Below are 22,840 nucleotides of genomic sequence, written 5' to 3' on the forward strand. Positions count from 1 at the left end.
ATCCAACCGTCGCTCGCGGCGCGGGGCGGGCAAGCGTCCGCTGAAGAACGCGGGCCCGCACGGCGCGGAGGCCGGGGTGGCGCTCGGGCACTAGGGTCCTCGCGCGTGGAACAACGGGAACGCGGCACAGCGCGAGAGGGTGGGGCGGGGCCGAGGCCCGGGGCGTGGCGGAGCGCGTGGGTGAGGGTCGTGCTCCTGGGGCTGGCGTGGTGGGCCCTGTGTGACGGCGACCCGTCCAGCTACGTGTTCGGCGTGCCCGTCGTGGCGGTGGTGGCGACGGTGAGCTTCATCCTGAGTCCCCCGCGCCAGGGCGGGTGGTCCCTGGTGGAGGTGCTGCGCTTCGCCCTCTTCTTCTTCTCCGGCTCGGTGCAGGGCGGGGTGGACGTGGCCCGGCGCGCGCTCCTGCCGAGCATGCCCATCTCCCCGGTCTTCATCCGCTACCGCATGCGGCTGCCGGCGGGGACGCCGCAGACGTTGTTCCGCATCACCCTCAGCCTGATGCCCGGGACGCTCAACGCGGACGTGCTCGGGGACGAGCTGGTGGTCCACGCCCTGGTGGACCGGGGCGAGGGGCTCCATCGCGAGCTGGACGACCTGGAGCTGCGCGTCTCGCGCCTGTTCGGGCTGAGGCTGCCTCCCCGGGAGGCCGCCCATGCCTGAGCTGCGGATGGCGCTGGCGTTCTTCCTGCTCCTCAACATCCTCGCGGGGCTGGTGCGTGTCGTCCGGGGCCCCACGCTCACCGACCGCTTCATCGTGGCGCAGTTGTTCGGCACGACGGGGGTGGGCGTCCTCGTGCTGCTCGCCGCGGACCCAGGGCAGGCCGCGCTGCGCGACGTCGCGCTGGTGTTCGCGCTGCTGGCGCCCGTCACCGTCGTGGCCTTCGTGCGCTTCGCGGTGGGGAGCGGCCCCTCCCCGGAGCAGGAGCGGCGATGAGCCTCTGGGATGGGGTCTGCGCGGTGTTCATGGTCGCCGGGGCCTTCTTCTGCCTGGCGGGCACGGTGGGCGTGCTGCGCTTCCCGGACGTCTACTGTCGGCTGCACGCCCTCACCAAGGTGGACAACCTGGGCCTGGGGTTGGTGGTGGTGGGGCTGGCGCTCCAGTCGGGCTCCTGGGCGACGGCGCTCGAGCTGCTGCTCGTCTGGCTCTTCGTGCTCATCTCCAGCGCCTTCACCTGCCAGCTCATCGCGCGCGCGGCGCTGCGCCGTGGCGCCGCGCCGTGGACGGGGCGCCGCGAGCCATGACGGCGGCCCTCCTCGACGCGTGCCTGGCCCTGTGCCTGCCCCTGCTGGCGTGGCTCGTGCTGCGCACGGAGTCGCTGTCCCAGTCGGTCGTGCTCTTCGTGGCGATGGGCCTGCTGTCCGCGCTCGCGTGGGCGCGGCTGGACGCGCCCGACATCTCGTTGGTCGAGGCGGCGGTGGGCACGGGCCTCACCGGCGCCTTGTTGATGCACACGCTGAGCTGGACGGACGAGCGGCCACCGGACGTCGCCGCGCGCGCCCGGCACAGGCCCTGGGCGGTGGTGGCGATGGCCGCGCTGACGGGGATGCTGGGCTGGGCGGTGCTCTCGTTACCCTCGGACGACCCGGGGCTCACCCGCGAGGTGGACGCGCACCTGGCGGAGAGTGGGGTGGAGCACCCGGTCACCGCGGTGCTCCTCAACTACCGGGGCTACGACACGTTGCTGGAGATCGCCGTCCTGCTGGTGGCGGTGCTGGGGGCCCGCGCGGTGAATCCGCGCAGCGAGCGGACGACGCCGGAGCCCTCGCGCGACCCGCTGACGGGAGAGCTGTTCCGGATGATGACCCCCGCGCTGCTGCTGGTCGCCGGCTACCTCGTGTGGGTGGGCGAGCACGGGCCGGGAGGCGCGTTCCAGGCCGGCGCCATCCTGGCGGGGGGCGGCGTGGTGGCCCTGCTCACCACGCGGCTGGGGACACCCCGGATGTCCTCGTGGCGCGTGCGGTGGGCGCTGCTCACCGGGCCCCTCCTGTTCATCGGCGCGGCGGTGGCCCCGCTCTTCTCCGGGAGGGCGCTGCTGGAGTACCGGGAGGCGCAGGCGGGCACGGTCATCTTCGTCGTCGAGCTGGCGCTGACGGTCTCCATCGCCATGGTGCTGTGGATGTTCTTCCCCGGCATGCGGCCGGCGCGGGCGGAGCGCTCGGGGAAGGAGCCGTCATGAACCCGTGGGCCGTGTACGCGCTGTCGGGCGTGGCGATGTTCAGCGTCGGGCTGGTGGGGCTGTTCTCCCACGAGCATCCGGTCAAACGCATCCTCGCCTCGAACATCGCGGGCTCCGGCGTGCTGCTGGTGCTGGTGGCGCTGGCGCGGCGGGAGCCCACCGGCGCGCCGGACCCGGTGCCCCACGCGCTGGTGCTCACGGGCATCGTGGTGTCGGTCAGCGCCACGGCCCTGGGCGTGGCCCTGGCCCGGAGGATTGCCCGCATCGACGCGACGGCGAAGGCGGAGTCGACCGGGGCCTCCGACCCGGAGGCGGGAGGCGGCTCCGCATGAGCCCCACGGCCTGGATGGCGTGGCCGGTCATCCTTCCCCTGCTGGGCGCGGTGCTCGCGCTGCTGGTGGGGCGCAAGGGCGTGCGCGTCGTGGCCGGCGTCGCGTCGGTGGCGACGTTCACCGCGTCCGCGGTGCTCACCTGGGAGGTGGCCACCCGAGGCGTGCTCCGCCAGGCCATCGGGGGCTGGGGACCGCCGTTGGGCATCGAGTGGCGCGCGGACGGGCTGGCCGTGCTGATGCTGCTCACCATCGGCGTGGTGGGACCGCTCATCAGCGTCCACGCCCTGGACCACCTGGGGGACCGGGAGGACCGCGAGTTCCTGCCGCTGTGGCTCTTCGTCTGGTGCGCGCTCAACGCGCTGGTGCTGTCCGCGGACGCCTTCAACCTCTACGTCACGTTGGAGCTGGTGACGCTGGCCTCCGTGGCCCTCATCGCGGTGCGACGCGACCGGCCGGGGCTCGACGCGGGGCTGCGCTACCTGCTCTTCGCGCTGCCCGGCTCGCTGCTGTACCTGCTGGGCGTGGCGCTCCTGTATGGCCTCTACTCCGCGTTGGACCTGGGGCTGTTGGGGCAACGCATCACCCCGGGGCCGGTGGCGTGGGTGGCGGCGGGCGTCATGACGCTGGGGCTGTGTCTCAAGACGCCGCTGTTCCCGCTCCACGTCTGGTTGCCGCCGACGTACACGGGCGCGCCCACGCCCGTCACGGCGCTCCTGTCCGCGCTCATCTCCAAGGGCTCGTACTACGTGCTGTTGAGGCTGTGGCTGGAGGTCTTCACGCCCATCCTCGACTGGCAGGTGGGCCAGTTCCTGGGCGTGCTGGGCGCGGCGGCGGTGCTGTGGGGCTCCCTGCTGGCGCTGAGCCAGTCGCAGCTCAAGCGCGTCGTCGCGTACTCGAGCGTGGCGCAGATTGGTTACATGTTCCTGCTCTTCCCCATGGCCACGCTGGGGGCGCGCACCGGGGCGGTGTACCTGGTCGTCTCCCACGCCGCCGCGAAGGCCTCCATGTTCGTGGCGGTGGGCAACATCCACCAGGCGGTGGGCATCACCGAGCTGGGGGGCGTGCAGGGGCTGGCGTACCGGATGCCCTTCACCTTCCTCGCCATGGCGTTGGGGGGCATCAGCCTCATCGGCATGCCGCCCAGCGGGGGGTTCATCGCCAAGTGGATCCTCCTGGAGGAGTCCATCTGGACGGGGCAGTGGTGGTGGGGGCTGGTGCTCCTGTTGGGGGGGCTGCTGGCGTCGGCCTATGTCTTCCGCATCCTCCGGGGCTCGTTCCTCCCGTTGCCGCCGGGAGTGACGGTCCGCTCCATCCCGCTGGGCAACGAGCTGGCCCCCCTGGCGCTGGCGCTCATCGCGCTGGTGTTGGGGCTGGTGCCGTGGTTTCCGCTGGAGCTGCTGGCGGTGGGGACGGCGCGATGAACACGTGGCTGCCGCTGGCGGTGTTGCTCAGCTCGCTGTTGCCGGGGCTGGTCATCTTCCTGCTCGCCGAGGAGCAGCGCGTCCTGCGCACCACGCTCAACCTCACCGCCGCGGGGACGAAGCTGCTGTTCACCGCCGCCATGGCGTGGGGCGTGTTCCGGGGGCGGCACTACGAGACGCGCCTGCCCTTCCTGCCCAAGGCGGACCTGGTGTTGCGCGCGGACACCTTCAGCCTGCTCTTCATCATCCTGTCCGCGGTGCTGTGGTTCGTCACCACCATCTACGCGGTGGGCTACCTGGAGGGCACGCCGCACCGCAGCCGCTTCTTCGGCTTCTTCTCGCTGTGTGTCGCGTCGACGATGGGCATCGCGATGGCGGGCAACCTCGTCACCTTCTTCCTGTTCTACGAGATGCTCACGCTGTCGACGTACCCGCTGGTCATCCACCGCGGGACGCCGGAGGCCCTGCGGGCCGGGAACGTCTACCTGCGCTACACGCTGAGCGGCGCCACGCTGCTCCTGGCGGGCGTGGCGTTGCTCTACACGCTCGCGGGCTCGGTGGAGTTCACGGAGGGCGGCGCGCTGGACGGGGTGGTGGGGCACTCCGTGGAGCTGACGGTGGCCTTCGCGCTGCTCATCGGCGGGCTCGCGGTGAAGGCGGCGCTGGTGCCGTTGCACGGGTGGTTGCCGGTGGCCATGGTGGCGCCCGCGCCGGTCAGCGCGCTCCTGCACGCGGTCGCGGTGGTGAAGGCGGGCGCCTTCGGCATCACCCGCGTCATCTACGACGTGTTCGGCGTGTACCGGGTCCACGACCTGGGCGTGCTGCATCCGCTCGCGGTGGTGGCGGCGGTCACCATCCTGTACGGCTCGCTGCGCGCGCTCCAGCAGGGGGACTTGAAGCGGCGTCTGGCCTACTCCACGGTGAGCCAGGTGGCGTACATCGTCGTCGGCGTCTCCATCTTCGGCACCGTGTCCACCATCGGGGGGCTGGTGCACCTGGTGCACCAGGGGTTGATGAAGATCACCCTGTTCTTCTGCGCGGGGAACCTCGCGGAGGAGCTGCACGTGCATCGCGTGGCGGAGCTGCGTGGGGTGGGGCGCAGGATGCCGCTCACCATGGCGGCCTTCACCATCGGCGCGCTGGGGATGATCGGCATTCCGCCCGTCGCGGGCTTCATCACCAAGTGGTACCTGGGCATCGGCGCGCTGGAGGCCCGTGAGCCGTGGCTGGTGGGGGTGCTGTTGTTGAGCACGCTGCTCAACGCGGGCTACTTCCTGCCCATCCTCTACACCGCGTGGTTCCAGGCGCCGGTCGAGCCCTGGGCGCCGCGGAGGTCGCGGCGTTGGGAGGTGGGGCCCGCGCTGCTGCTCCCCACGGTGGCGACGGCCGTGCTGTCGCTGGCGGCGGGCGTGTTCGCGGGCGCGGACCTGAGCCCGTTGGGGTGGACGAAGCTCATCACCGAGCGTGAGTTCCGTCCGTGAGCCCCTTCGAGGTCGCGCAGTTGCCGGTCATCGCGGCGCTCGGCGTGCCGTGTGTGTTGCTGCTCGCGGTGGTGGTGCCGGGGTGGCGGGGGTGGGCGATGCGGCTGGCGCCGTGGGCCGCGCTGCCCACGGTGGGGTTGGCGCTCGCGTCGGGCGCGCCGGTCCACTGGAAGTCCATCCTGCTCGGGATGCGGCTGTACGCGCCGGATGAAGTCACCCGGACGTTCCTGCTCTTCACGGGCGTGCTGTGGTCGCTGTCGGGGCTCTTCGCCGGGGGCTACCTGCGGGAGTCCCCTCACCGCGCGTCCTTCTGGGGGTTCTTTCTCTCGACGTTGGTGGGGAACGTGGGCGCGGTGCTGGCCCAGGACATCGCGAGCTTCTACCTGTTCTTCGCGCTGATGACGTTCTGCGCCTACGGGCTCGTCGTCCACGAGCGCACGTCGGAGGCCGCCCGCGCGGGCCGTGTCTACCTGGTCATGGCGCTGTTGGGCGAGGCGCTGCTGCTCGCGGCGTTCTTCCTCATCGCGGGGACGAGCATCGACCTGCCGCTGCGGGAGGTGCCGCGCGTGGTGGCGGAGTCGCGTCATCGCGACCTCATCTCGGTCCTGGTCCTGGTGGGCTTCGGGGTGAAGGTGGGCGTGGTGCCGTTGCACCTGTGGTTGCCATTGGCCCATCCGGTGGCGCCCACGCCCGCGAGCGCGGTGCTCAGCGGGTCCATCATTAAGGTGGGCGTGCTGGGCTGGCTGCGCTTCCTCCCCCTGGGCCACGCGAGCCTGGGAGGTGTGGGCGGGGTCTGGGCGACGCTGGGGCTGGTGTCCGCCTTCTACGGTGTCGCGGTGGGGCTCACGCAGCGACAGGCGAAGTCCGTGCTGGCCTATTCGAGCGTCAGCCAGATGGGGTTCCTCACGCTCGCCGTCGGGTTGGCGCTGGGGGCTCCCGAGGCCGCGCCCGCGCTCGTCGTCGCGGTGCTCGTCTACGCGACGCACCACTCGCTGGCGAAGGGGTTGTTGTTCCTCGGTGCTGGGGTGCTGCCGGCGACGGGGAGGGGAGGTTGGCGCGGAGTGGTGGTCCTGGTGGGCCTTGCGTGGGCCGCGCTCGAAATCGCGGGGGCGCCGCTGACGAGCGGGGCGTGGGCGAAGCTGACGCTCAAGTCGGCGGAGTCCGCCGCGCACGCCGCGGAGTCCTTGCCGACGTGGCTGTCGGTGGCCGCGGTGGGGAGCACGCTCATCATGGCGCGGTTCCTGGTGTGCATCGTCCCCGGGGCCTCGAAGGAGGGGAAGCCCGGGTGGGGCGTGTTGCTGCTGTCCTGGCTCCTGCTGCTGGTGGCGGACACGGTGGTGTTCCTGCGGCCCCCCGTGGGTGCGGAGGAGCTGCCGGAGCTGGTGGTGGCGAAGAACGTGGTGTCCGCGGCCTGGCCCGTCCTGCTCGGAGTGTCGCTGAGCGCGGTCGCGCTGGCGTCGCGCAGGTGGCGCGCGTGGCGCGTGCCGGAGCTACCGCCTGGGGACCTGCTCTGGTTCGTGGAGCGACTGGTGCACCCGGTGTGGGCCTTCATGACGCGAGAGGTGGACGAGGAGGAGCCGGGGCCGGAGGAGGAGACGTGGGGGGACCGGCTGCTCGGGCGCTTCGCCCGGCTGCGGTCGACGCTGCTGCACGAGGCCGACGACGGCGAGGCCAACCTGCGCCAACTCAGCCACGTGGGACTCGCGCTGCTCCTGTTCCTCGGCGTCTTCCTGTACCTCGTGACGCGCCCTCCTGGGTGAGGAGGTTGGGACCGTCATGGCTTGACGAGGTACGGCCCGGGCATCGGAGGTCCTGGGCGCTGTTGGCTGAGCTCGTCTCTATGATTGGACCTGGAGCGACTTCAGCAGTCCTTCCCGGTCCAGCCGTTCGCGCACTCGCTCGGCCAATGTCACGTGCTCCGACTTGCTGGCGGTGAAGCGCTCGCGAGTCAGGACGATGAGTGTTCCCTTGTCCTCCACGGACTCGATGCTGACGGGGGCGGGGAGGGGAGGCACCGTGCCGCGATGTCGTGACAGGTAGATGAGCCACCCTGGCCATATCTCCGCAGGGTCGTTGTCCCTCAGCATCCGAAGGTGTGTGGAGGACATGACCACGGCGAAGTCGGGCTCCCAGGCTGTCGCCATGCTCTTCATCAGGCCGCGAAGCACTGGCTCTGTGAGCACCCGAGCTGCATTGGGGCCTCGACTCGGCAGCTCGAGCACACATGAGTTGGAGACGCGCGGAGAGCTTCCGCCACATGTCAGCTTGAGGGAACAACCATCCTCGTCGTCAGTGGCGCCATTCCATGCGCCGACACGATATCCGAGTTCCTCGACGACCCGGTCCTTCCCTCGGCGGATGAGCTTCTCCAGGTCCACCAACGTCGCATCGATGGGGTGTTTCAAGGCGTCTGCGCGTGATTTGCCTTGTCGAAACCACCGAGCGAACGCGGGGTCGAGGTGAGCAATCCGCCTGAAGAACGCTTCGAGACGTGCCGCGCACTCTTCCGACGATTCCTTGCGAGCCCCCCAATACGCTCCGGCGAAGTACGACTCTTCCTCTTCGATAGGGTCGGTCATGGGCAACCCTGCCCTCTACAGAGGGGGAACGTGGAGCACCTTGATTCCGACGATCCGTTCTTTCTGAAAGAGCGTGCGGATTGCCTCGGCCGTCTTCTCCTCGGCGATGAACCACTCGATGGGGACTCCCGGAGGAGCCTTGGCCAACTGCCGCTGCGCCTGCTCAACGAGGGCTCTGGCACCTGAGTTCTCGAACCAGATTCTCGGCTTGAGGTTGTCGAGGAATTTGTTCGCGTATCCCGGACCCTTTGCCTCTTGCAGCACCCCGTCCTTGAATCCATCGAACTTCACTCCTCCTCTATCCGTGCCGACACCTCCGACCCAGGATGCCTCGTCGGCGGAGTGGCCCGTGATTTGTTCCTGGTAACGGCGCGCACGATCGGACATCCCCTCCTGTGCCGGTCCCCATTGCCCGGGTTCCTTGGATGGGGCACCTCCAGTCGTCCCCGAGACAGCCCGTTGGAGGATGATGACCGCGCCAGGTCCTCCTCCCAGCACCGAGGCCGCTCGCCCCATGGGCACCGCCACGCGCTCGAGCGTCACGACTCCCGATGAGGAGAGCGCAAGCCTTGGAACCATCGCCTCCGCGCCAGCCAGTGCGCCGGTCACCGTGCGTGTCGTGGCCCCAGCGGTCCCCGTCGTGAAGAGGAGGTTCGTGGCCAACTCGGCCACTGCTTGAATCTGCTCCCCGCGAGTCATGTACCGGAAGCGCTCGAAGTAGGCTGGAGACGACTCGATGAGCGCGGCCACGCCAGCAGGCACTTTTTCGAGGGCGGTGATGCTGTCCAACGGGTACGTGAAGAACTGGCCGATGGAGAGCGCCAGTTTCACACCCGCCGACCCTGCTCCATCCAAGACCCGGCCCACATAGTCCGCATCGTCGTAGACCTCCGCCACCGGGCGCCCGTCCACCTCGCGCAGGTCGTCATCCAGCAACCGGTAGACACCCGAGCGACCTTCGTAGAAACGGCCCAGCACGAAACCATGCGCGCGAAAGCCCCCGTCCCGCCACTCCACGGGCCCGGCCCGCTGTTGCGTCCTCCCGTCGCGTGCCCACGCGATGCATCCGTCGGGACGGAGCACCGCTACTCCAGTGAATCGCTCGACCTGATGTACCAGTTCGGCGCGCGAGGTCTCCCCCCTTCCCATCACCGAGCGGAGCACATGTCCCACGGCGAGCCGTGAAGGGAACTGGCCCAACGTCACGGGCTTCGCCAACAGCACCTTCATCAGACGTGCCGCTTGAGTTGGAGTGAGTGCGCCTCCCTCGAGCGGCTGCGCGTCGCGCTCGTCCAGTCCCGCGGCGCGGAGCAGTGCGTCGAATGCGTCACCCGGAGCACGGCGCTCCACGCCCTGGAAGCCCTGTTCCCTGAACAGATGGCGCCGGTGGAGAGGTTGTCTGGACGAGCCCGTCGCCTCGACTCCAGCACACCCGGTGACGAGCAGGGCGATGCCGAGCACCCAATGGACAGCACGCATTCTTCACCCCGGGTCTCCCTCTGGAGAGAGCAGGTGGTGGAAATGCTGGCACCGAGGGCTGACAGGCGGACGAAATCCTACATCGGTCCGCCTGCCCGCCTCTTCACGCCGCGCCAGGGATTGACTCAATCCCTGGCACGGTCCGTCGTCAGACGCGCTCCACCCGGATGCGCGCGGGCAGACCGTTGAGCTGGACCTCCTCCTCCTGGCCGGTGAGGCCCTCGGGGCCGACGTGGATTTCGGAGGCGAGCGTCTCGCGGCCGATGAGCTCGCGGCCCTCGTCCGTCACGCGCTTCACGCGCGCGTCGCCGTCCACCCACAGGCGGATGCGGTCGGTGTAGCCCAGCTCCAGGTCCTTGCGCGCGCCCTGCACGCGGGCCAGCAGCTCGTTGACGAGCCCCTCGTCGACCAGCGCCTCGGTCAGCTCGGTGTGCAGCACCACCACGCCGGAGCCCGTGCCCGCCGCCGCGTAGCCGGGGTTGGCCTCCACCAGCGTCTCCAACTCCTCGCCGGTGAACGCCAGCGCCTCGCCGGCGATGGTCATCACCACCTTGCCCGTCTGGAGCAGCTCGCGGTGCAGCGCGCGACCGTCACCGGAGTCGAACGCCTTGCGCACCGGCGCCAGCTTGGGCCCCAGCCGCCCGCCCACCGCGCGCAGGTTGGGCCGCACCCGGAAGCGCACCACGTCCGCGTCCTTGCTGCCCGGCTCCACGAAGCGCACCGCGTGGACGTTCAGCTCGTCCGCGAGCAGGCCCTGGTAGCCCGCCAGCCGCTGCGCCATGTCCTGACGCGCGAGGATGATGTCCGCGCGGGCCAGGGGCTGACGGCCCTTGAGCTTGTTGTCCGTGCGCACCTTGTGGCCCGCGGACACGAGGTCGCGCACCGCGGCCATGTCCGTCGCCAGCTCCACGTCGATGAGCGACTCGTCCACGCGCGGGAAGTCCGCCAGGTGCACGCTCTCCGGCTGCGTCGCCGGCCAGGGCTTGCGCACCAGGTTGCCCCACATCTCGTCGGCGAAGAACGGGATGAAGGGCGCCGCCATCGCGGTGATGGTCGTGAGCGCCTCGTAGAGCGTGTAGTAGGCGTCGCGCTTGTCCTGCTCGAAGCCCGGCGTCCAGTAACGCTCGCGGCTGCGGCGCAGGAACCAGTTGGAGAGCGCGTCCACCAGGGCCACCAGCCGCTGGGCGGCGTCATAGACCTGGTAGGTGTCCAGCGCCTTCTCCACGTCGCGCAGCGCCAGCTGCACCTCCGACAACATCCACTGGTCCAGCATGGGGCGCGCCTTCACCTCGCGCCAACCCTTGCTCCCACGCACGGCCCGCCACGGCGCGTCCTTCGCGTCCGGGTTGCCCTCCGCCGGGCTGAACCCGTCGATGTTCGCGTAGATGGTGAAGAACGAGTAGACGTTGCGCAGCTTGATCTGGAAGTCCTTCTGCAACAGCCGCACGTTCGCCAGCGAGTGGCGCGTGTTGGACCACGTGGGGCTCGCCGCGTAGAAGAACCACCGGAACGCGTCCGCGCCGGGCGCCTTGGCGGACGGGTCCTTCACCACCACGCGCTCGGAGGGCGCCAGCCGGGGCACCTCCACCGGCATGACGCCCGCGCCCTTGGCGGACGGCGCCACGTCCAGCGTCTTCAGCGTCTGGGCGTCCAGCAGCACCACGCGGCGCTTGAGCTTCTTGTGCACCTTGAGCGGCAGGGTGATGGCCACGTCCGGGCGGTCCGGACGGAACAGCCGCACCTTCGTGCCCTCGGTCAGGTCCAGGCCCTCCAGGTCCTCGCGGGCGATGAGCGCCGCGCCGGCCTCCGCGGGCACGCCCGCCTCCGCGGCGGACAGCACCGCGAAGTCCATGCGCACCTCGTCGAGGATGATTTCGGGCGGCGTGTAGTTGCCCTTGGACTTGGACTCCTTGCGGCCCTCCTTGTCGGAGACGTGGCCCAGCACGATGCAGCTCTTGTACGGGTGCGGCCAGCCGCGCTCGGGCTTCAGGCCCATGCGCGCCTGCGTCTCCTCGTCGAAGACGAGCGTGCTCACCATCAGCAGCGAGTAGAACCAGCCGCGCGTCTGGTCGATGGCCTCGGAGATGAAGTCGGCGGGGAACGCCTTGTTGAAGATGTCGTGCGAGCCCGGCGCGTGCGGGAAGCCCCACTGCGCGAAGGGCATGCAGCCGGAGTCGAACCACACGTCCACCACCTCCGGCACGCGCTGGAAGCGGCCCGGGGTGCCCGGCTTCTCGTACGTCACCTTGTCGATCCACGGCTTGTGGACGATGAGGTGCCGCGCGTTGGACTCGTGCGGCTTGCCGGCGAGGAACACCGCCAGCTCCGCCTCCACCGCGGCCAGGTTGCTGCCGGGCTTCTCGCGCAGCGCCTGGAGCGAGGGGATGGCCTCCACCTCGCCCGTCTCCGAGTGGACCCACAGCGGCAGCGGCGTGCCCCAGTAGCGCTCGCGGGACAGGGCCCAGTCCACGTTGTTGTCCAGGAAGTCGCCGAAGCGGCCCTCCTTGATGTGCTCCGGCACCCAGTTGACCGCGCGGTTGTTGGCGATGGCGCGGTCCTTCACCGCCGTGGTGCGGATGTACCAGGCGGGGCGGGCGAACTGGATGAGCGGGTCGTCATCCGCGCGCCAGCAGAACGGGTACTCGTGCTTGTACTGCTCGGTGACGAGCAGCAGGCCGCGCTCCTTGAGGTTGCGCTGGATGTCCTTGTCCGCGTCCTTCACGAACCTGCCCGCGACCAGGGGCACCTCGTCGGAGAAGGTGCCGTCCGACCGGACCGCGCAGAACAGCTCCGCCTCCTCCGGCTTCGCGAAGCGCGCGCGGTCCTTGCGGAAGGCCTCGTAGTCGTCCTCGCCGAAGGCGGGCGCGATGTGGACGATGCCCGTGCCGCTGGAGAGCGTGACGAAGTCCGCGCTCAGCACGCGCCAGGCCCGGGCGTCGTCGCCCCCGTCCTTCAGCGCCAGCCGCGTGTCGCCCTCGCGGCCGAAGTACGTGTCGAACGGCGGCGTGTAGCGCAGTCCCACCAGCTCCCGGCCCTTGCGCGTGGCCAGCACGGGCAGGTCCTTCTTCAGCTTCTTCGCCAGCTCCTCGCGCAGCGCCGCGGCCACGACGAGCTTGCGGTCCCCGGCGTCCACGGTGACGTAGTCCACGTCCGGGTTGACGGCGGCGAACATGTTGGACGGCAGCGTCCAGGGCGTCGTCGTCCAGATGAGGAGCGAGGTGTCCGGCGTGTCCCGCAGCGGGAAGGCGACGAAGACGCTCGGGTCGTCCACCGTCTTGTAGCCCAGGCCCACCTCGGCGGCGCTCAGCGCCGTGCCGCCCTGCGGCCACCACCACACCACCTTGTGGCCCTGGTACAGCAGGCCCTTGCGGTGCAGCTCCGCCAGCGCCCACCACACGCTCTCCACGAAGCCACGGTGATAGGTGACGTAGGCGTCCTTCAGGTCCACCCAGAAGCCGATGCGCTCGGTGAGCCGCTCCCACTCGGAGGTGTAGCGGAAGACGGACTCGATGCAGCGCTCGGTGAACGGCTCCACGCCGTAGCGCTCGATCTCCGCCTTGCCGTGGATGCGCAGCTCCTTCTCCACCTCCACCTCCACGGGCAGGCCGTGGGTGTCCCAGCCGGCCTTGCGGGGGACGAAGCGGCCGCGCATGGACTGGTAGCGGGGGAAGAGGTCCTTGATGACGCGGGTGAGGACGTGGCCGTTGTGGGGCAGGCCGTTGGCGGTGGGCGGGCCCTCGTAGAAGACGAAGCTGGGCGCCCCCTCACGGGCCTCGAGCGAGCGCTCGAAGATTCGACGGTCCTTCCAGAAGGCGAGGATGCGGCGCTCCTCGGCCGGAAAGTCCATCTCCGCGGGGACCGGGTCGAACAGGGAAGGGGGCGTCTGGGGCATGGTGCCGTGCTTGATAGCACCGCCCGGACGGGAGGGAAGAGCCCGGATGTCCCGGGCGCCACCCTGCTCACAGCTCGAAGGGGAACTTTCGCGTCAGGACGACTCCCACCTCGTACCCCCGGGGCCCCCGGGACGCCGCGTCCGAGTCCCCCTCCGGCCTCCGGGTGAGGGGGACCGAGACACGCACGCCGATGGCGCCGTACCCGAAGAAGGAGACGTGGGGGGCGAGGTGCAGCCCCGCCGTGGGGAGGTAGGCCTTCGTCCCCGTCTCGTACGTGGCCCCCGCCTCGAGCCCGAGGATGACGTACGTGGCCTGCAGTCCCCCCGTCAGGCGGAAGTGGCCGTCGTTCATCACCTGCGCCTGCTGGAAGAAGCCCAGCGCGTGGTGTCGCTGGACCCGGTATTGCGACATCTCCACCCCCAGCCCCGCGGAGATGGCCTGGTCCTGGGCACCCACGCTGACCAGCGGTCCCACGCCGAAGAACCCTTTCGCCTCCGCCCGAGCGGACAGCGGGGCGAGGAGCAGGAGCAGGGCGAGCGGGAGGTGGCGGGGCATGGTCGGAGTATTTGCAACGCGGATACCAATTGGCCCCGGCCCGAGTCCGGGTCCGGCGGTGTGCAGCCGGTTTCACGGTGCGCGCACTCCGCGACACGGCCGACCGGGGGCGCGGGTGGAGAGGTCGGCGGGCCGCCTCCCCACCCACGGGTCAGGTGACGGGACGTGTCGTCACAGCTCCGTGCTGGCGTACAGGGCGTCCACGCCGACCTCCATGCGCTGACGCCAGGTACCCCGGTAGGTGCCACCGGCGAAGTCCCAGGTCAGCCCGCCGACGAGGGTGGTGGGCGAGGCCTCCGTCGACGACGCGCCGCTCTGGAACGCGCCGGTGCCCGAGGCGTAGGACAGCTCCAGGTTCACCGGCAGGGTGTAGGCCGCCCCGGACGCGAGGGCGCAGCCCTTCGGGTCGCACCGCATGAGGCCGGCCGTCTGGGCGCGGCCGACGTGGGTCGCCTCCTTCAGCCAGGTCGTCCCGCTCCACCGCCACCAACTGTTCCCCGAGTGGAGGCGAATCCCCTGGGGCGAGGTGGCCATCAGGGCCGGGCTCTCCCCGGGCGTGGGGGTGGTGTTCTGCGCGGACCACGCGATGCCGTTGTGGAAGATGTAGCGGAACTCGTTGGTGAAGGACGACATCAACATGGTGGTGCCGCCGTCCGCGATGAAGTCGTAGGTGGAGCTGGGCATGACCTGCTCGGACGGGGTCTGCCAGACGCCCGAGGTGTGCATGCGCACGCCGAGGGAGTAGGAGCCGTCGCGCTGGGCCGCGAGCGCGAAGGAGGGCCCCATCACCGCGAGCCGGACGTTCTTCAAGCGGACCTCCGGATAGGAGCGGACGAGGGCCACCACGGGGGCCGTCCACGTCCGTCCCTGCGCGCTCTGGGCCGCGCGAATCTCGACCTCGCCCCACGCGGCCATGTAGCCGCTGGGCCCCTGGACCAGCAGGAGGTCCGGGTCGGTGGCCGTCACCGAGTCCAGCTTGAACGGCGCCGTCGCGACGCCGGCCTCGTAGCGCACCGTCCACACGTCCACCTTGCCGCTGGTGGAGGACGGCAGCAGGTACGTGAGGACCGCGGCGCCGGACGCGTCCATCGCCACGCGGTGCTTGTTCCCACCGGCCGCCACGCGGACGGGCTCCAGCCAGGACTGACCGTCGAACTCGGCGACGTAGAGGCCCCACGCGCCGGAGTCGAACTGCTCCCACGCGGCCACCCCGCGCCCGTCGTCGAGGAAGTGGACGGCCGTGTTGCGCACGCTGCCCACGCGCTCCGGCGTCACCAGCGGGCGCGCCGGCGCCCACTGGCCGGCGCCCAGGTAGTCGCGCGCGGAGAGCTGACCCGGCGCCACGAAGACGGCGGCCTGGCCTGCGCCCCCGGGCAGGAGCTGCGCGAGGGCATCCTCCTTGGCGCGCAGCAGGACGCCCGGCTGCCACCCCAGGGAGGTGAGCGCGGTGCCCCAGAGGTCGGTGGCGGAGGAGTACAGGTCGTCCTTCTGGGAGAGCACGAGCAGGTCGTCGCCGGAGGCGCGCGCGTCGAGCACCCGGTTGACGCCGGTGGTCGCCACCACCTTGGTGGCGGAGCTCCACGACCCACCCGCCTGCGAGACGGCGCGCAGTTGCGTGGAGGTGGCGTTGGTGGTCCACAGCGCGAGGAAGTTGCCCCGGTGGGACAGCAGCGCCCAGAGGTCGCGCACGGAGGCGGTGTCCAGCGTCACCGCGGGCTGCCAGGTGCCGTTGACGCGCGTGGAGGCGAACAGGCCGGTGCTGGCGCCGAAGACGGCGGTGAGGACGTTGCCGTCCGTGGCGATGCGCAGGTCGGTCGCGACGGTCGAGGAGACCAGCTCCGGGGCGCCCCACTGGCGCGTGTCGCGGTTGAAGAGGGCGAACTCCGTGCCGCGCGAGGAGACCCAGGCCCGGGCGAAGCCGTCACCCACGGCGAGGTACTGCGCGTCCTGCGAGGACGTGACGGAGGTCTCCAGCCACTGCACGCCGTCGAAGACGACGGAGACCTCGCTGGTGGTGTTGTACCCCGACGACATCAGCACGCGGTCTCCGTTCTGGAGGAGGGTGGCGGGGGAGCCCAGGTACGTCGCGCGGAACGTGGTGGCCCACTGCTCGCCGTTGAGGATGCGGAAGGTCTTCCCGTCGGAGTCGAGGTTGTAGAGGTTCGCGCCCACGCCGAACACCTTGCCGTACGTGGCCGGCACGGGCGTGAACGACGTCCCGTCGAAGACGACGACGCGGTTGGGTGAGTATTGCGCGTCCGACCAGCTCACGACGAAGCGGTCTCCCCAGGTCGCGACCAGGGGCTGCACGGTCATCGCGCGGCCCGGCCCCACCAGCACCGAGTCCGGGAAGCCCGCGCCGGTATCGAGGGCGGCGCGCACCTGCACGCCGGTGCCGGTGTCCACGTTCCACACGGCCAGGGTGCCCCGGGGGCCGGTGGCGACCACGGGCAGGGCGGGCTGGCCGGTCGTCTCCTGGCTCAACCGCGTGCGCGGCGCCACCGTGCGGACGCCGTACGTGAACGGCGCGGCGAGCACCTGGCCCTGCGGCGTGCGCACCCCCTGCACCGTCACCGTGTAGTCCGTGGCGGGCTGGAAGGGGGGCACCGGGCGGAACACCACCGTGTTCGTGGAGGCCTCGTAGTTGACGAGCCCGCTGACGCCCGCGACGGAGACGGTCGTCGCGTCGACGGAGGCCGGGTCCAACGGGCGGTCGAAGCTCACGCGCAGCGGACCGCCGAGCGGCACGAAGCGCATGTCCGGCGCGGGCGTGGCGCCCAGGACGAGCGGCGGGGTGGGCGGCAGCTCGGTGATGAAGTCGAAGCCGCCGTACAGCGACTGCGAGTTGCCGGCCAGGTCCACCACGTCGCGGGAGCGGCCCCGGTAGCGCGTCTGGTACTTCAAGGGCTCCAGCGGGGTGAAGGCGGCCTGCAGGAAGACGTCGTCATAGCGCACGGTGCCCGGGACGCGCCGGACCACCTGGGTGCCCTCCGCGTTGAGCTCCTCGAGGTAGACGCGGTCCGTCGTCACGGAGTCCGGGCGCAGCGGCTCGGTGTAGGTCACGAGCAGGGGCGCGGCGCGCGTGGACACGCCCAGCGTCTGGTGGGTGGGCGCGGTCGCCTTCACGCGGGGCACCTCGTTGTCCAGGTACTGCGCCACGGTGAAGGCGAAGGTGAAGGGCGCGGCCAGCGCGTTGCCGGCCAGGTCCTTCGCCTGCGTGGAGAGCGTCCCGGTGACGCGGGCCCCCGGCGCGGGCAGGGGGTTGGGGCGGAAGAACAGGGAGCGGCTCGCCCCGTCGTAGGTGAGCGCGCCCGCGAGCGGCGCCGCGGGGCCGGAGCCGAACACCTGCTGGAACTGGAGCGTCGCGGAGGTGAGCGTCCGTGGATCCATGGCCTCCTGGAAGGTGAGGACATAGACGGGACGGGAGAAGAAGACGTTCACCTCGTTGGTGGTCGGCTGGGTCGACAGCACGGTGGGCGCGGTGGTGTCCGCCTGCATGCCCACGGAGAAGGAGAAGGACCGGGGCGTGGGGAGGCTTCGGCCGGACACCGTCCGCACCGCGGTGCCCACCGTCGCCGTCGCCAGCGCGTCCGGGGTGAACGGGCGCGACGGCGTGAAGGTGAGCGTCCGGTTGGCCGCGTCGTGGCTCACGGCGCCCGTCAGCGGCACGCCGTTCTCCTTCACGGAGAGGCTGCTGGGGCCCAGGGAGGCGACGTCGAGCGGCTCGACGAAGCCCACGACGACGCGCGTGTTGGTGCCCGCGGCCTCCGACTCCGGGGCGGGCAGCACGTAGCCGATGATGCTCGGGTCCTCGCTGGGGGCGCCGCCATCGCCGCTGCCGCCGTCCTCCGGGACGCCGCCGTCGCTCGTGCCCGCGTCCGTGGGGTCTCCGCAGCCCTCGGTCAGGTCCGAGGCGGGCGCCAGGGGAACGGCCTTCGAGGGCGCCCGGCCCTCGTCTCCGTCGGGGTTGGCACAGCCAGGGGTGAAGGCCCAGAGGCCACACAGGGCCAGGGCGAAGCTCATCCAGGAAGTCTTCGAGGTCATAAGGGAAGGGCGTGACGGGCGTCGCGAGTCGCGGCGCCGGTTCGGAAATCGAGTTGCTGATGTCATAACGACAGGCGGGCGCGAGGTCGCACGGCTCGCGCGGATTCACGTCCTCTCGTCAGCCGAGAGGACGCCGTCGGTGAAGTCCCACCGCGAGTGGCGGGGCGTGCGCTCCCGCCATCGCGGATGTCGCGGACACGAGGAGCGGGGGCGACCGGTGGCCCCGCACGGGTATCCATCGAGCACATGCAGCGGAGTAACGGATGTCGCGACGACGAGGGATGTACCGTGGGTGTCTGACGTTTCGTCGGCTTGCGCGGGTGGGACCCGCGCCGCGTCGTGGCGACAGACCTCGTCGGTCGGGTGCGCCTGGGCTACTGTCCCCCGGAGCCCGTCCGTGGGAGGTCCGGAGGACGGGCTTCGTGGCATCAGGGAGTCGAGGGAATGGGCACCAAGGAGCAGGACGCACGCGAGCGCATCCTCCGCGCGACCATCGTCTGCATCGAGCGAGACGGGCTGGACGCCACGGGCATCCGGGAGATTGCCCGCGAGGCGCAGGTGAACAGCGCCGCCATCAGCTACTACTTCCGGAGCAAGGAGAAGCTCATCGCCCAGGCGTTGGAGGAGACGCTCGAGCAGGCGTTCGGGAACGTCCTGGTGGACTTCGACCGGCTGCGGTCGGAGGGCCTGGGCGTACGCGAGGCCTTCGAGACGCTGATGGAGGACGTCATGGGCAACACGGGGCGCTATCCGCGCATCGCGCACGCGCACTTCCATGACGTGCTGGTGCACCAGCGCTACGACGGCGCGGCCATCCAGCGTCTCAACGACTTCCTCGCGGAGCTGGCGACGCGGCTGGCGCCGGCGGCGCCGAACCAGTCCGCGCAGCGGCTGCGCATGGCGCTGGCGCAGGTCTGGTCGGGCGTGGCGCTGCTGGCGATGATGCCCCGGGTGTTCGACCAGTTGTTGCTGCTCGACTTCCACACGCTGGAGACACGCCGGGCGTGGGTGAAGCAGACCGCTCGCCTGGTCTTCGGGGGCTGAGCGCGCGCGCCTGCTCGCCCTCGAAACGTCCACGGCGGTTCATACCCGCAGGCCGCTCCCCAGTCGGGTCCTGGACGGGACGACGGGCGGACGAGGCAGGTGCGCCAGTGGGCAGGACAGTTGGAGCAGGATGCGGTTTCCCGCTGCTCGGGGCGCGGGTTCGACTGCGGCCGCGCTCCTCCGCGAAGGAGGACGCGCTTCCAACCGTTTCCGGGGGGACCGCATGCGTGTCGCGTCGAAGTGGATCGCCTGTCTCGTCTTGTGTGGCAGCGCGCTGGGGTGGGCGCTGCAGCCCACCCAGTCGAGCCCGTTGACGAGTCAGGCCTTCTTCAAGCCAGAGCTGTATCTCCCCGTCTCCAACGTCCCGTTGGATGACGCGCGCGGCAAGCTGGACGGTCTGGCGCAAGGGGCGTGGGAGGCCTTCTTCGCGCGCCACGGCCATGACGTCCATGTGTACCTGGACCCGCTCACGGGGACACCCTCCGCCATCCAGGGGGCGATTCCGCTCATCCCGGGTTCGGGTGTGGGCAACCACGTGACGCTGGCCTCGCTCCAGCAGCAGTTGGGGCGCTCGGCGGAGAAGGTGGACGAGGCCGTCGTGGCGGACGCGCTGCTGGGCTTCATCGCGGACAACCGCGACGCGCTCGGCGTGGACCTGCTCCAACTGGGCGAGCCCCGCGTGACGCGCGTCACGGACGTGCTCTGGCACGTCTTCATCCCCCAGCAGGTGGAGGGGGTCGCGGTCCGGCACGCCCGGCTGGTGGCCACCATCAACCACGGCAACCTGGTGCTCCTGGGCACGGAGGCCTGGAGCAACGTCACCGCGTCCCCCCGGCCCGACCTGGACGAGGAAGGCGCGCTCCTGGCGGGCGGTGAGCGCTTCGGTCTCCTGGAGACGCCGGCGGACCTGTGGCAGCAGCCCACGCTGGAGTTCGCGCCCATGGCGGGAGCGGACGCGGCGTTCGGCGCGGGCTACCAGCACCGGCTGGTGTGGACCTATGGCTTCCAGGACGCGGGCGAGGCGGAGCGCTGGAAGGTGACGGTGGACGCGCGCACCGGCGAGGTGCTGGCGCTGGAGGACGACAACCACTACCTGGACGCCACGGTGAAGGGGGGCATCTACCCGCTGAGCAGCACGGAGGTGTGCCCCTCCAACGAGACGTGCGGCAGCATGCAACTGGACACGCCCATGCCGTGGGCGAACACCGGCATGCCCGCGCCCGACAACTACACGGACAGCGCCGGTCGCTTCGAGCACGGCTCCGGCGCCGCCACCACCACCCTGTCCGGCAAGTACGTGCGCATCAGCGACAGTTGCGGCGCGGTCAGCTTCAGCGCCCCCGCCGGTGACCTCCAGATGGGGGGCGCCAATGGTCAGCACAACTGCACGACGGGGGGCGGCGGGGCGGGCAACACGCCCGCGGCGCGCTCGGCCTTCTACGAGCTGAACCGCATCGCCGAGCTGGCGCGCGGCTGGCTGCCGGACAACTCCTGGCTCAAGGGGCAGCTCACCGCCAACGTCAACATCAACAACACCTGCAACGCCTACTGGAACGGCTCCACCGTCAACTTCTACCGCAGCGGCGGTGGCTGCCGGAACACGGGGGAGATCGCCGCCGTGTTCGACCACGAGTGGGGCCACGGCATGGATGACTACGACTCGGGCGGCGCGCTCAGCAACTCGAGCGAGGCGTACGCGGACATCGCGTCCATCTACCGGTTGCAGGCCTCGTGCGTGGGTTATGGCTTCTTCGCCACGAGCGACCAGGGCTGCGGCAAGACGCCGGACGGCACGGGATTCAACGTGAACGAGGCGCTCACGGGGGGCAAGTGGTGCAGCACGCGCTGCTCCGGCGTGCGCGACGCGGACTACATGGGGCACGAGAGCCAGACGCCCGCCACGCCGCAGAACTTCGTGTGCACGCGGTGCACCTCCGGCACGGGCCCCTGCGGTCGGCAGGTCCACTGCGCCGCGGCGCCCGTCCGACAGGCGGCGTGGGACCTGGTGGCCCGCGACCTGAGGGCCGCGCCGTTCAACTACGACTCCAACACGGCCTTCATCATCGGCAACAAGCTGTTCTACCAGGGCAGCGGCGCCGTCGGCACCTGGCATGGCTGCAACTGCACGGCGGGCACGTCCGACGGCTGCGGCGCGAGCAATGGCTACATGCAGTGGCTGGCCGCGGATGACGACAACGGCAACCTCAACGACGGCACGCCGCACATGGCGGCCATCCACGCCGCCTTCAGCCGCCACGGCATCGCCTGCAACACGCCGGCGCCCACCAACGCGGGCTGTGGCGCGGGGCCGAAGACGGCGCCCACGCTGACCGCCACCCCGAGCGACGGCCAGGTGGCCCTGAGCTGGAACCCGGTGTCGGGCGCGAGCGAGTACTGGGTGATGAAGACGGAGGGGCATGCCGCCTGCGACTTCGGCAAGGTGCGCGTCGCCACGGTGACGGGCGGCAACTACACGGACACGGTGGTCGCCAACGGGCGGCAGTATTGCTACGCGGTGGTGCCCGCCAGCTCCAGCGCCTGCTACGGCCCCGCGGCCGGGTGCGTCTGCGCGACGGCGGGCGGCCCCTGCATCCCTCCCATCGCGACGCGGCTGTCGCTGCCCGTGGACGGGGCGCTCGGGGTGGCGCTCTCTCCGGTGCTCGACTGGGACGACGTGACGGGCGCCACCTCCTACGAGGTGCAGGTGGCGACGGACCTCGCCTTCACCCAGGTGGTGCGCTCGGCCACGGCGCTGACGGGCAGCACGTGGACCGTCACGCCCGCGCTGGAGGCGAACACGCCGTACTTCTGGCGGACCCGGGCGACGAGCGCCTGCGGGCCCGGCATCTACGCCGTGGGCTTCGGCTTCACCACGGTGGGCTCGACGTGTACGCCGCCCGCGGCGCCCGCGCTCACCAGCCCCGCACCGGACGCGACGGGCGTGGCGCTGTCGCCGGTGTTGGACTGGGGGGACGTGGCCGGCGCCACGACGTATGAAGTGCAGGTGGCCACGGACGCCGGGTTCACCAACGTGGTGCGCTCGGCCGCGCCGCTGACGGGCAGCACGTGGACCGTCACGCCCGCGCTGTCCGCCGGGACGCCCTACCACTGGCGCGCCCGCGCGGTGTCGACCTGCGGGGCGGGCGCATACAGCACGGGGGCTCGCTTCACCACGCAGCCGGGCGGCGGCGGTGCTTGCGAGGTGGCGACCGCGACCTTCGACGAGGCCCTGGGCGTCCCCGCATGCGGCAACGGGTGCGGCTGCGACACGGGCAACCTCGTCAACAGCCGGGGCAGCCAGTTCTTCACCGCGGAGGCCCATACGCCCAACACGCTCGATGGTTGTCCGGACGGGCTCTTCGGCTTCTACCACTACGACGAGAGCATCGACCGCGTGGTGCTCAAGAGCGTCGACGGCGGCGTCATCACCCCGGGCAAGCAGGTGCGGGTGGACGTGACGGCCTGGTGCTACGACGCGGGCGACCGGCTGAACCTGTACTCCGCTCCGGCGTCGGGGTCGCCCGCCTGGTCGGAGGTCGTCACCGGCCTGAGCTGTCTGCGCCGGGGCCTGCAGACCTTCACGCACACCTTCACGGTGGGCGGCGGCGTGGGCCGGCAGGCGCTGCGCGCCCAGTTCGTCGAGTCGTCCCGCCCCAGGACGGCCTGCACGTACGGCATCTACGACGACAACGATGACCTGGTGTTCGGCGTGGCGGCCTCCGTCGCGACGGACTCCTCCAGCCCGCACAGGCCCCACGCCACGCGCTGAACCCCGTGAGGAGTCGCCGGCCCCGTTCGACGCCGGGGCCGGTGGCGCCTACATGCCCCGCGGGGC

General features: G+C 70.9%; 15 protein-coding genes. 10 read left to right on the forward strand and 5 right to left on the reverse strand.

The genetic code is table 11. The annotated features are described in order from the left end of the window. The first annotated feature begins 180 nt into the window (after positions 1-180). From LZ198_RS15355 to LZ198_RS15390, 8 genes are read left to right on the forward strand one after another with little or no spacing between them, the layout of a single operon-like run. On the forward strand, positions 181-660 hold the full coding sequence (locus LZ198_RS15355; RefSeq protein WP_253972705.1) for a Na+/H+ antiporter subunit E: 480 nt from the start codon (positions 181-183) through the stop codon (positions 658-660). Then, on the forward strand, positions 653-934 hold the full coding sequence (locus LZ198_RS15360) for a monovalent cation/H+ antiporter complex subunit F (RefSeq protein WP_253972706.1): 282 nt from the start codon (positions 653-655) through the stop codon (positions 932-934). The genes LZ198_RS15355 and LZ198_RS15360 overlap by 8 nt, the downstream gene beginning before the upstream one ends. Further along, positions 931-1,242, forward strand: a complete 312-nt coding sequence (mnhG, locus tag LZ198_RS15365; protein WP_253972707.1) for a monovalent cation/H(+) antiporter subunit G — start codon at positions 931-933, stop codon at positions 1,240-1,242. The genes LZ198_RS15360 and mnhG overlap by 4 nt, the downstream gene beginning before the upstream one ends. Beyond that, the gene (locus LZ198_RS15370) at positions 1,239-2,177 is read left to right on the forward strand and encodes a hydrogenase subunit MbhD domain-containing protein (protein WP_253972708.1); all 939 of its coding nucleotides are present in this window, start codon (positions 1,239-1,241) and stop codon (positions 2,175-2,177) included. Before mnhG ends, LZ198_RS15370 begins: the two co-directional genes overlap by 4 nt. Continuing rightward, complete coding sequence (locus tag LZ198_RS15375; protein ID WP_253972709.1) at positions 2,174-2,509, forward strand: cation:proton antiporter subunit C; 336 nt, start codon at positions 2,174-2,176, stop codon at positions 2,507-2,509. Before LZ198_RS15370 ends, LZ198_RS15375 begins: the two co-directional genes overlap by 4 nt. Further along, positions 2,506-3,930, forward strand: coding sequence for a complex I subunit 5 family protein (locus LZ198_RS15380; protein WP_253972710.1), 1,425 nt, complete (start codon positions 2,506-2,508; stop codon positions 3,928-3,930). Before LZ198_RS15375 ends, LZ198_RS15380 begins: the two co-directional genes overlap by 4 nt. Beyond that, positions 3,927-5,411, forward strand: coding sequence for a monovalent cation/H+ antiporter subunit D family protein (locus tag LZ198_RS15385; RefSeq protein ID WP_253972711.1), 1,485 nt, complete (start codon positions 3,927-3,929; stop codon positions 5,409-5,411). Before LZ198_RS15380 ends, LZ198_RS15385 begins: the two co-directional genes overlap by 4 nt. Further along, complete coding sequence (locus LZ198_RS15390) at positions 5,408-7,171, forward strand: complex I subunit 5 family protein (RefSeq protein WP_253972712.1); 1,764 nt, start codon at positions 5,408-5,410, stop codon at positions 7,169-7,171. Before LZ198_RS15385 ends, LZ198_RS15390 begins: the two co-directional genes overlap by 4 nt. Positions 7,172-7,249: 78 nt before the next feature. On the opposite strand, the gene LZ198_RS15395 is transcribed toward LZ198_RS15390, so the two are convergent. From LZ198_RS15395 to LZ198_RS15415, 5 genes are all read right to left on the reverse strand, one after another. Beyond that, a complete protein-coding gene (locus LZ198_RS15395; RefSeq protein WP_253972713.1) occupies positions 7,250-7,990 on the reverse strand; it encodes an immunity 52 family protein in 741 nt (246 codons plus the stop codon). 15 nt (positions 7,991-8,005) lie between these two features. Continuing rightward, entirely contained in the window at positions 8,006-9,469 is a 1,464-nt protein-coding gene (locus LZ198_RS15400) for a Tox-REase-5 domain-containing protein (protein ID WP_253972714.1), read from the reverse strand. A gap of 148 nt (positions 9,470-9,617) precedes the next feature. Continuing rightward, on the reverse strand, positions 9,618-13,361 hold the full coding sequence (gene ileS, locus LZ198_RS15405; protein WP_253972715.1) for an isoleucine--tRNA ligase: 3,744 nt from the start codon (positions 13,359-13,361) through the stop codon (positions 9,618-9,620). A 67-nt stretch (positions 13,362-13,428) separates the two neighbouring features. After that, positions 13,429-13,917: a hypothetical protein gene (locus tag LZ198_RS15410; RefSeq protein WP_253972716.1), complete on the reverse strand. Its 489-nt coding sequence runs from the start codon at positions 13,915-13,917 to the stop codon at positions 13,429-13,431. 171 nt (positions 13,918-14,088) lie between these two features. Next, positions 14,089-17,940 carry an Ig-like domain-containing protein gene (locus tag LZ198_RS15415; protein ID WP_253972717.1) on the reverse strand — a complete coding sequence of 1,284 codons (3,852 nt, stop codon included), beginning with the start codon at positions 17,938-17,940 and terminating at the stop codon, positions 14,089-14,091. A 465-nt stretch (positions 17,941-18,405) separates the two neighbouring features. Here LZ198_RS15415 and LZ198_RS15420 point away from each other — a divergent pair, with 465 nt between their 5' ends. Both LZ198_RS15420 and LZ198_RS15425 read left to right on the forward strand, forming a co-directional pair. After that, positions 18,406-19,005, forward strand: a complete 600-nt coding sequence (locus LZ198_RS15420) for a TetR/AcrR family transcriptional regulator (RefSeq protein ID WP_253972718.1) — start codon at positions 18,406-18,408, stop codon at positions 19,003-19,005. Positions 19,006-19,228: 223 nt separating this feature from the next. Beyond that, entirely contained in the window at positions 19,229-22,774 is a 3,546-nt protein-coding gene (locus tag LZ198_RS15425; protein ID WP_253972719.1) for an endopeptidase, read from the forward strand. The last annotated feature ends 66 nt before the right edge of the window (positions 22,775-22,840 follow it).

This window comes from Myxococcus dinghuensis (genome assembly GCF_024198235.1).
Taxonomy (GTDB): domain Bacteria; phylum Myxococcota; class Myxococcia; order Myxococcales; family Myxococcaceae; genus Myxococcus; species Myxococcus dinghuensis.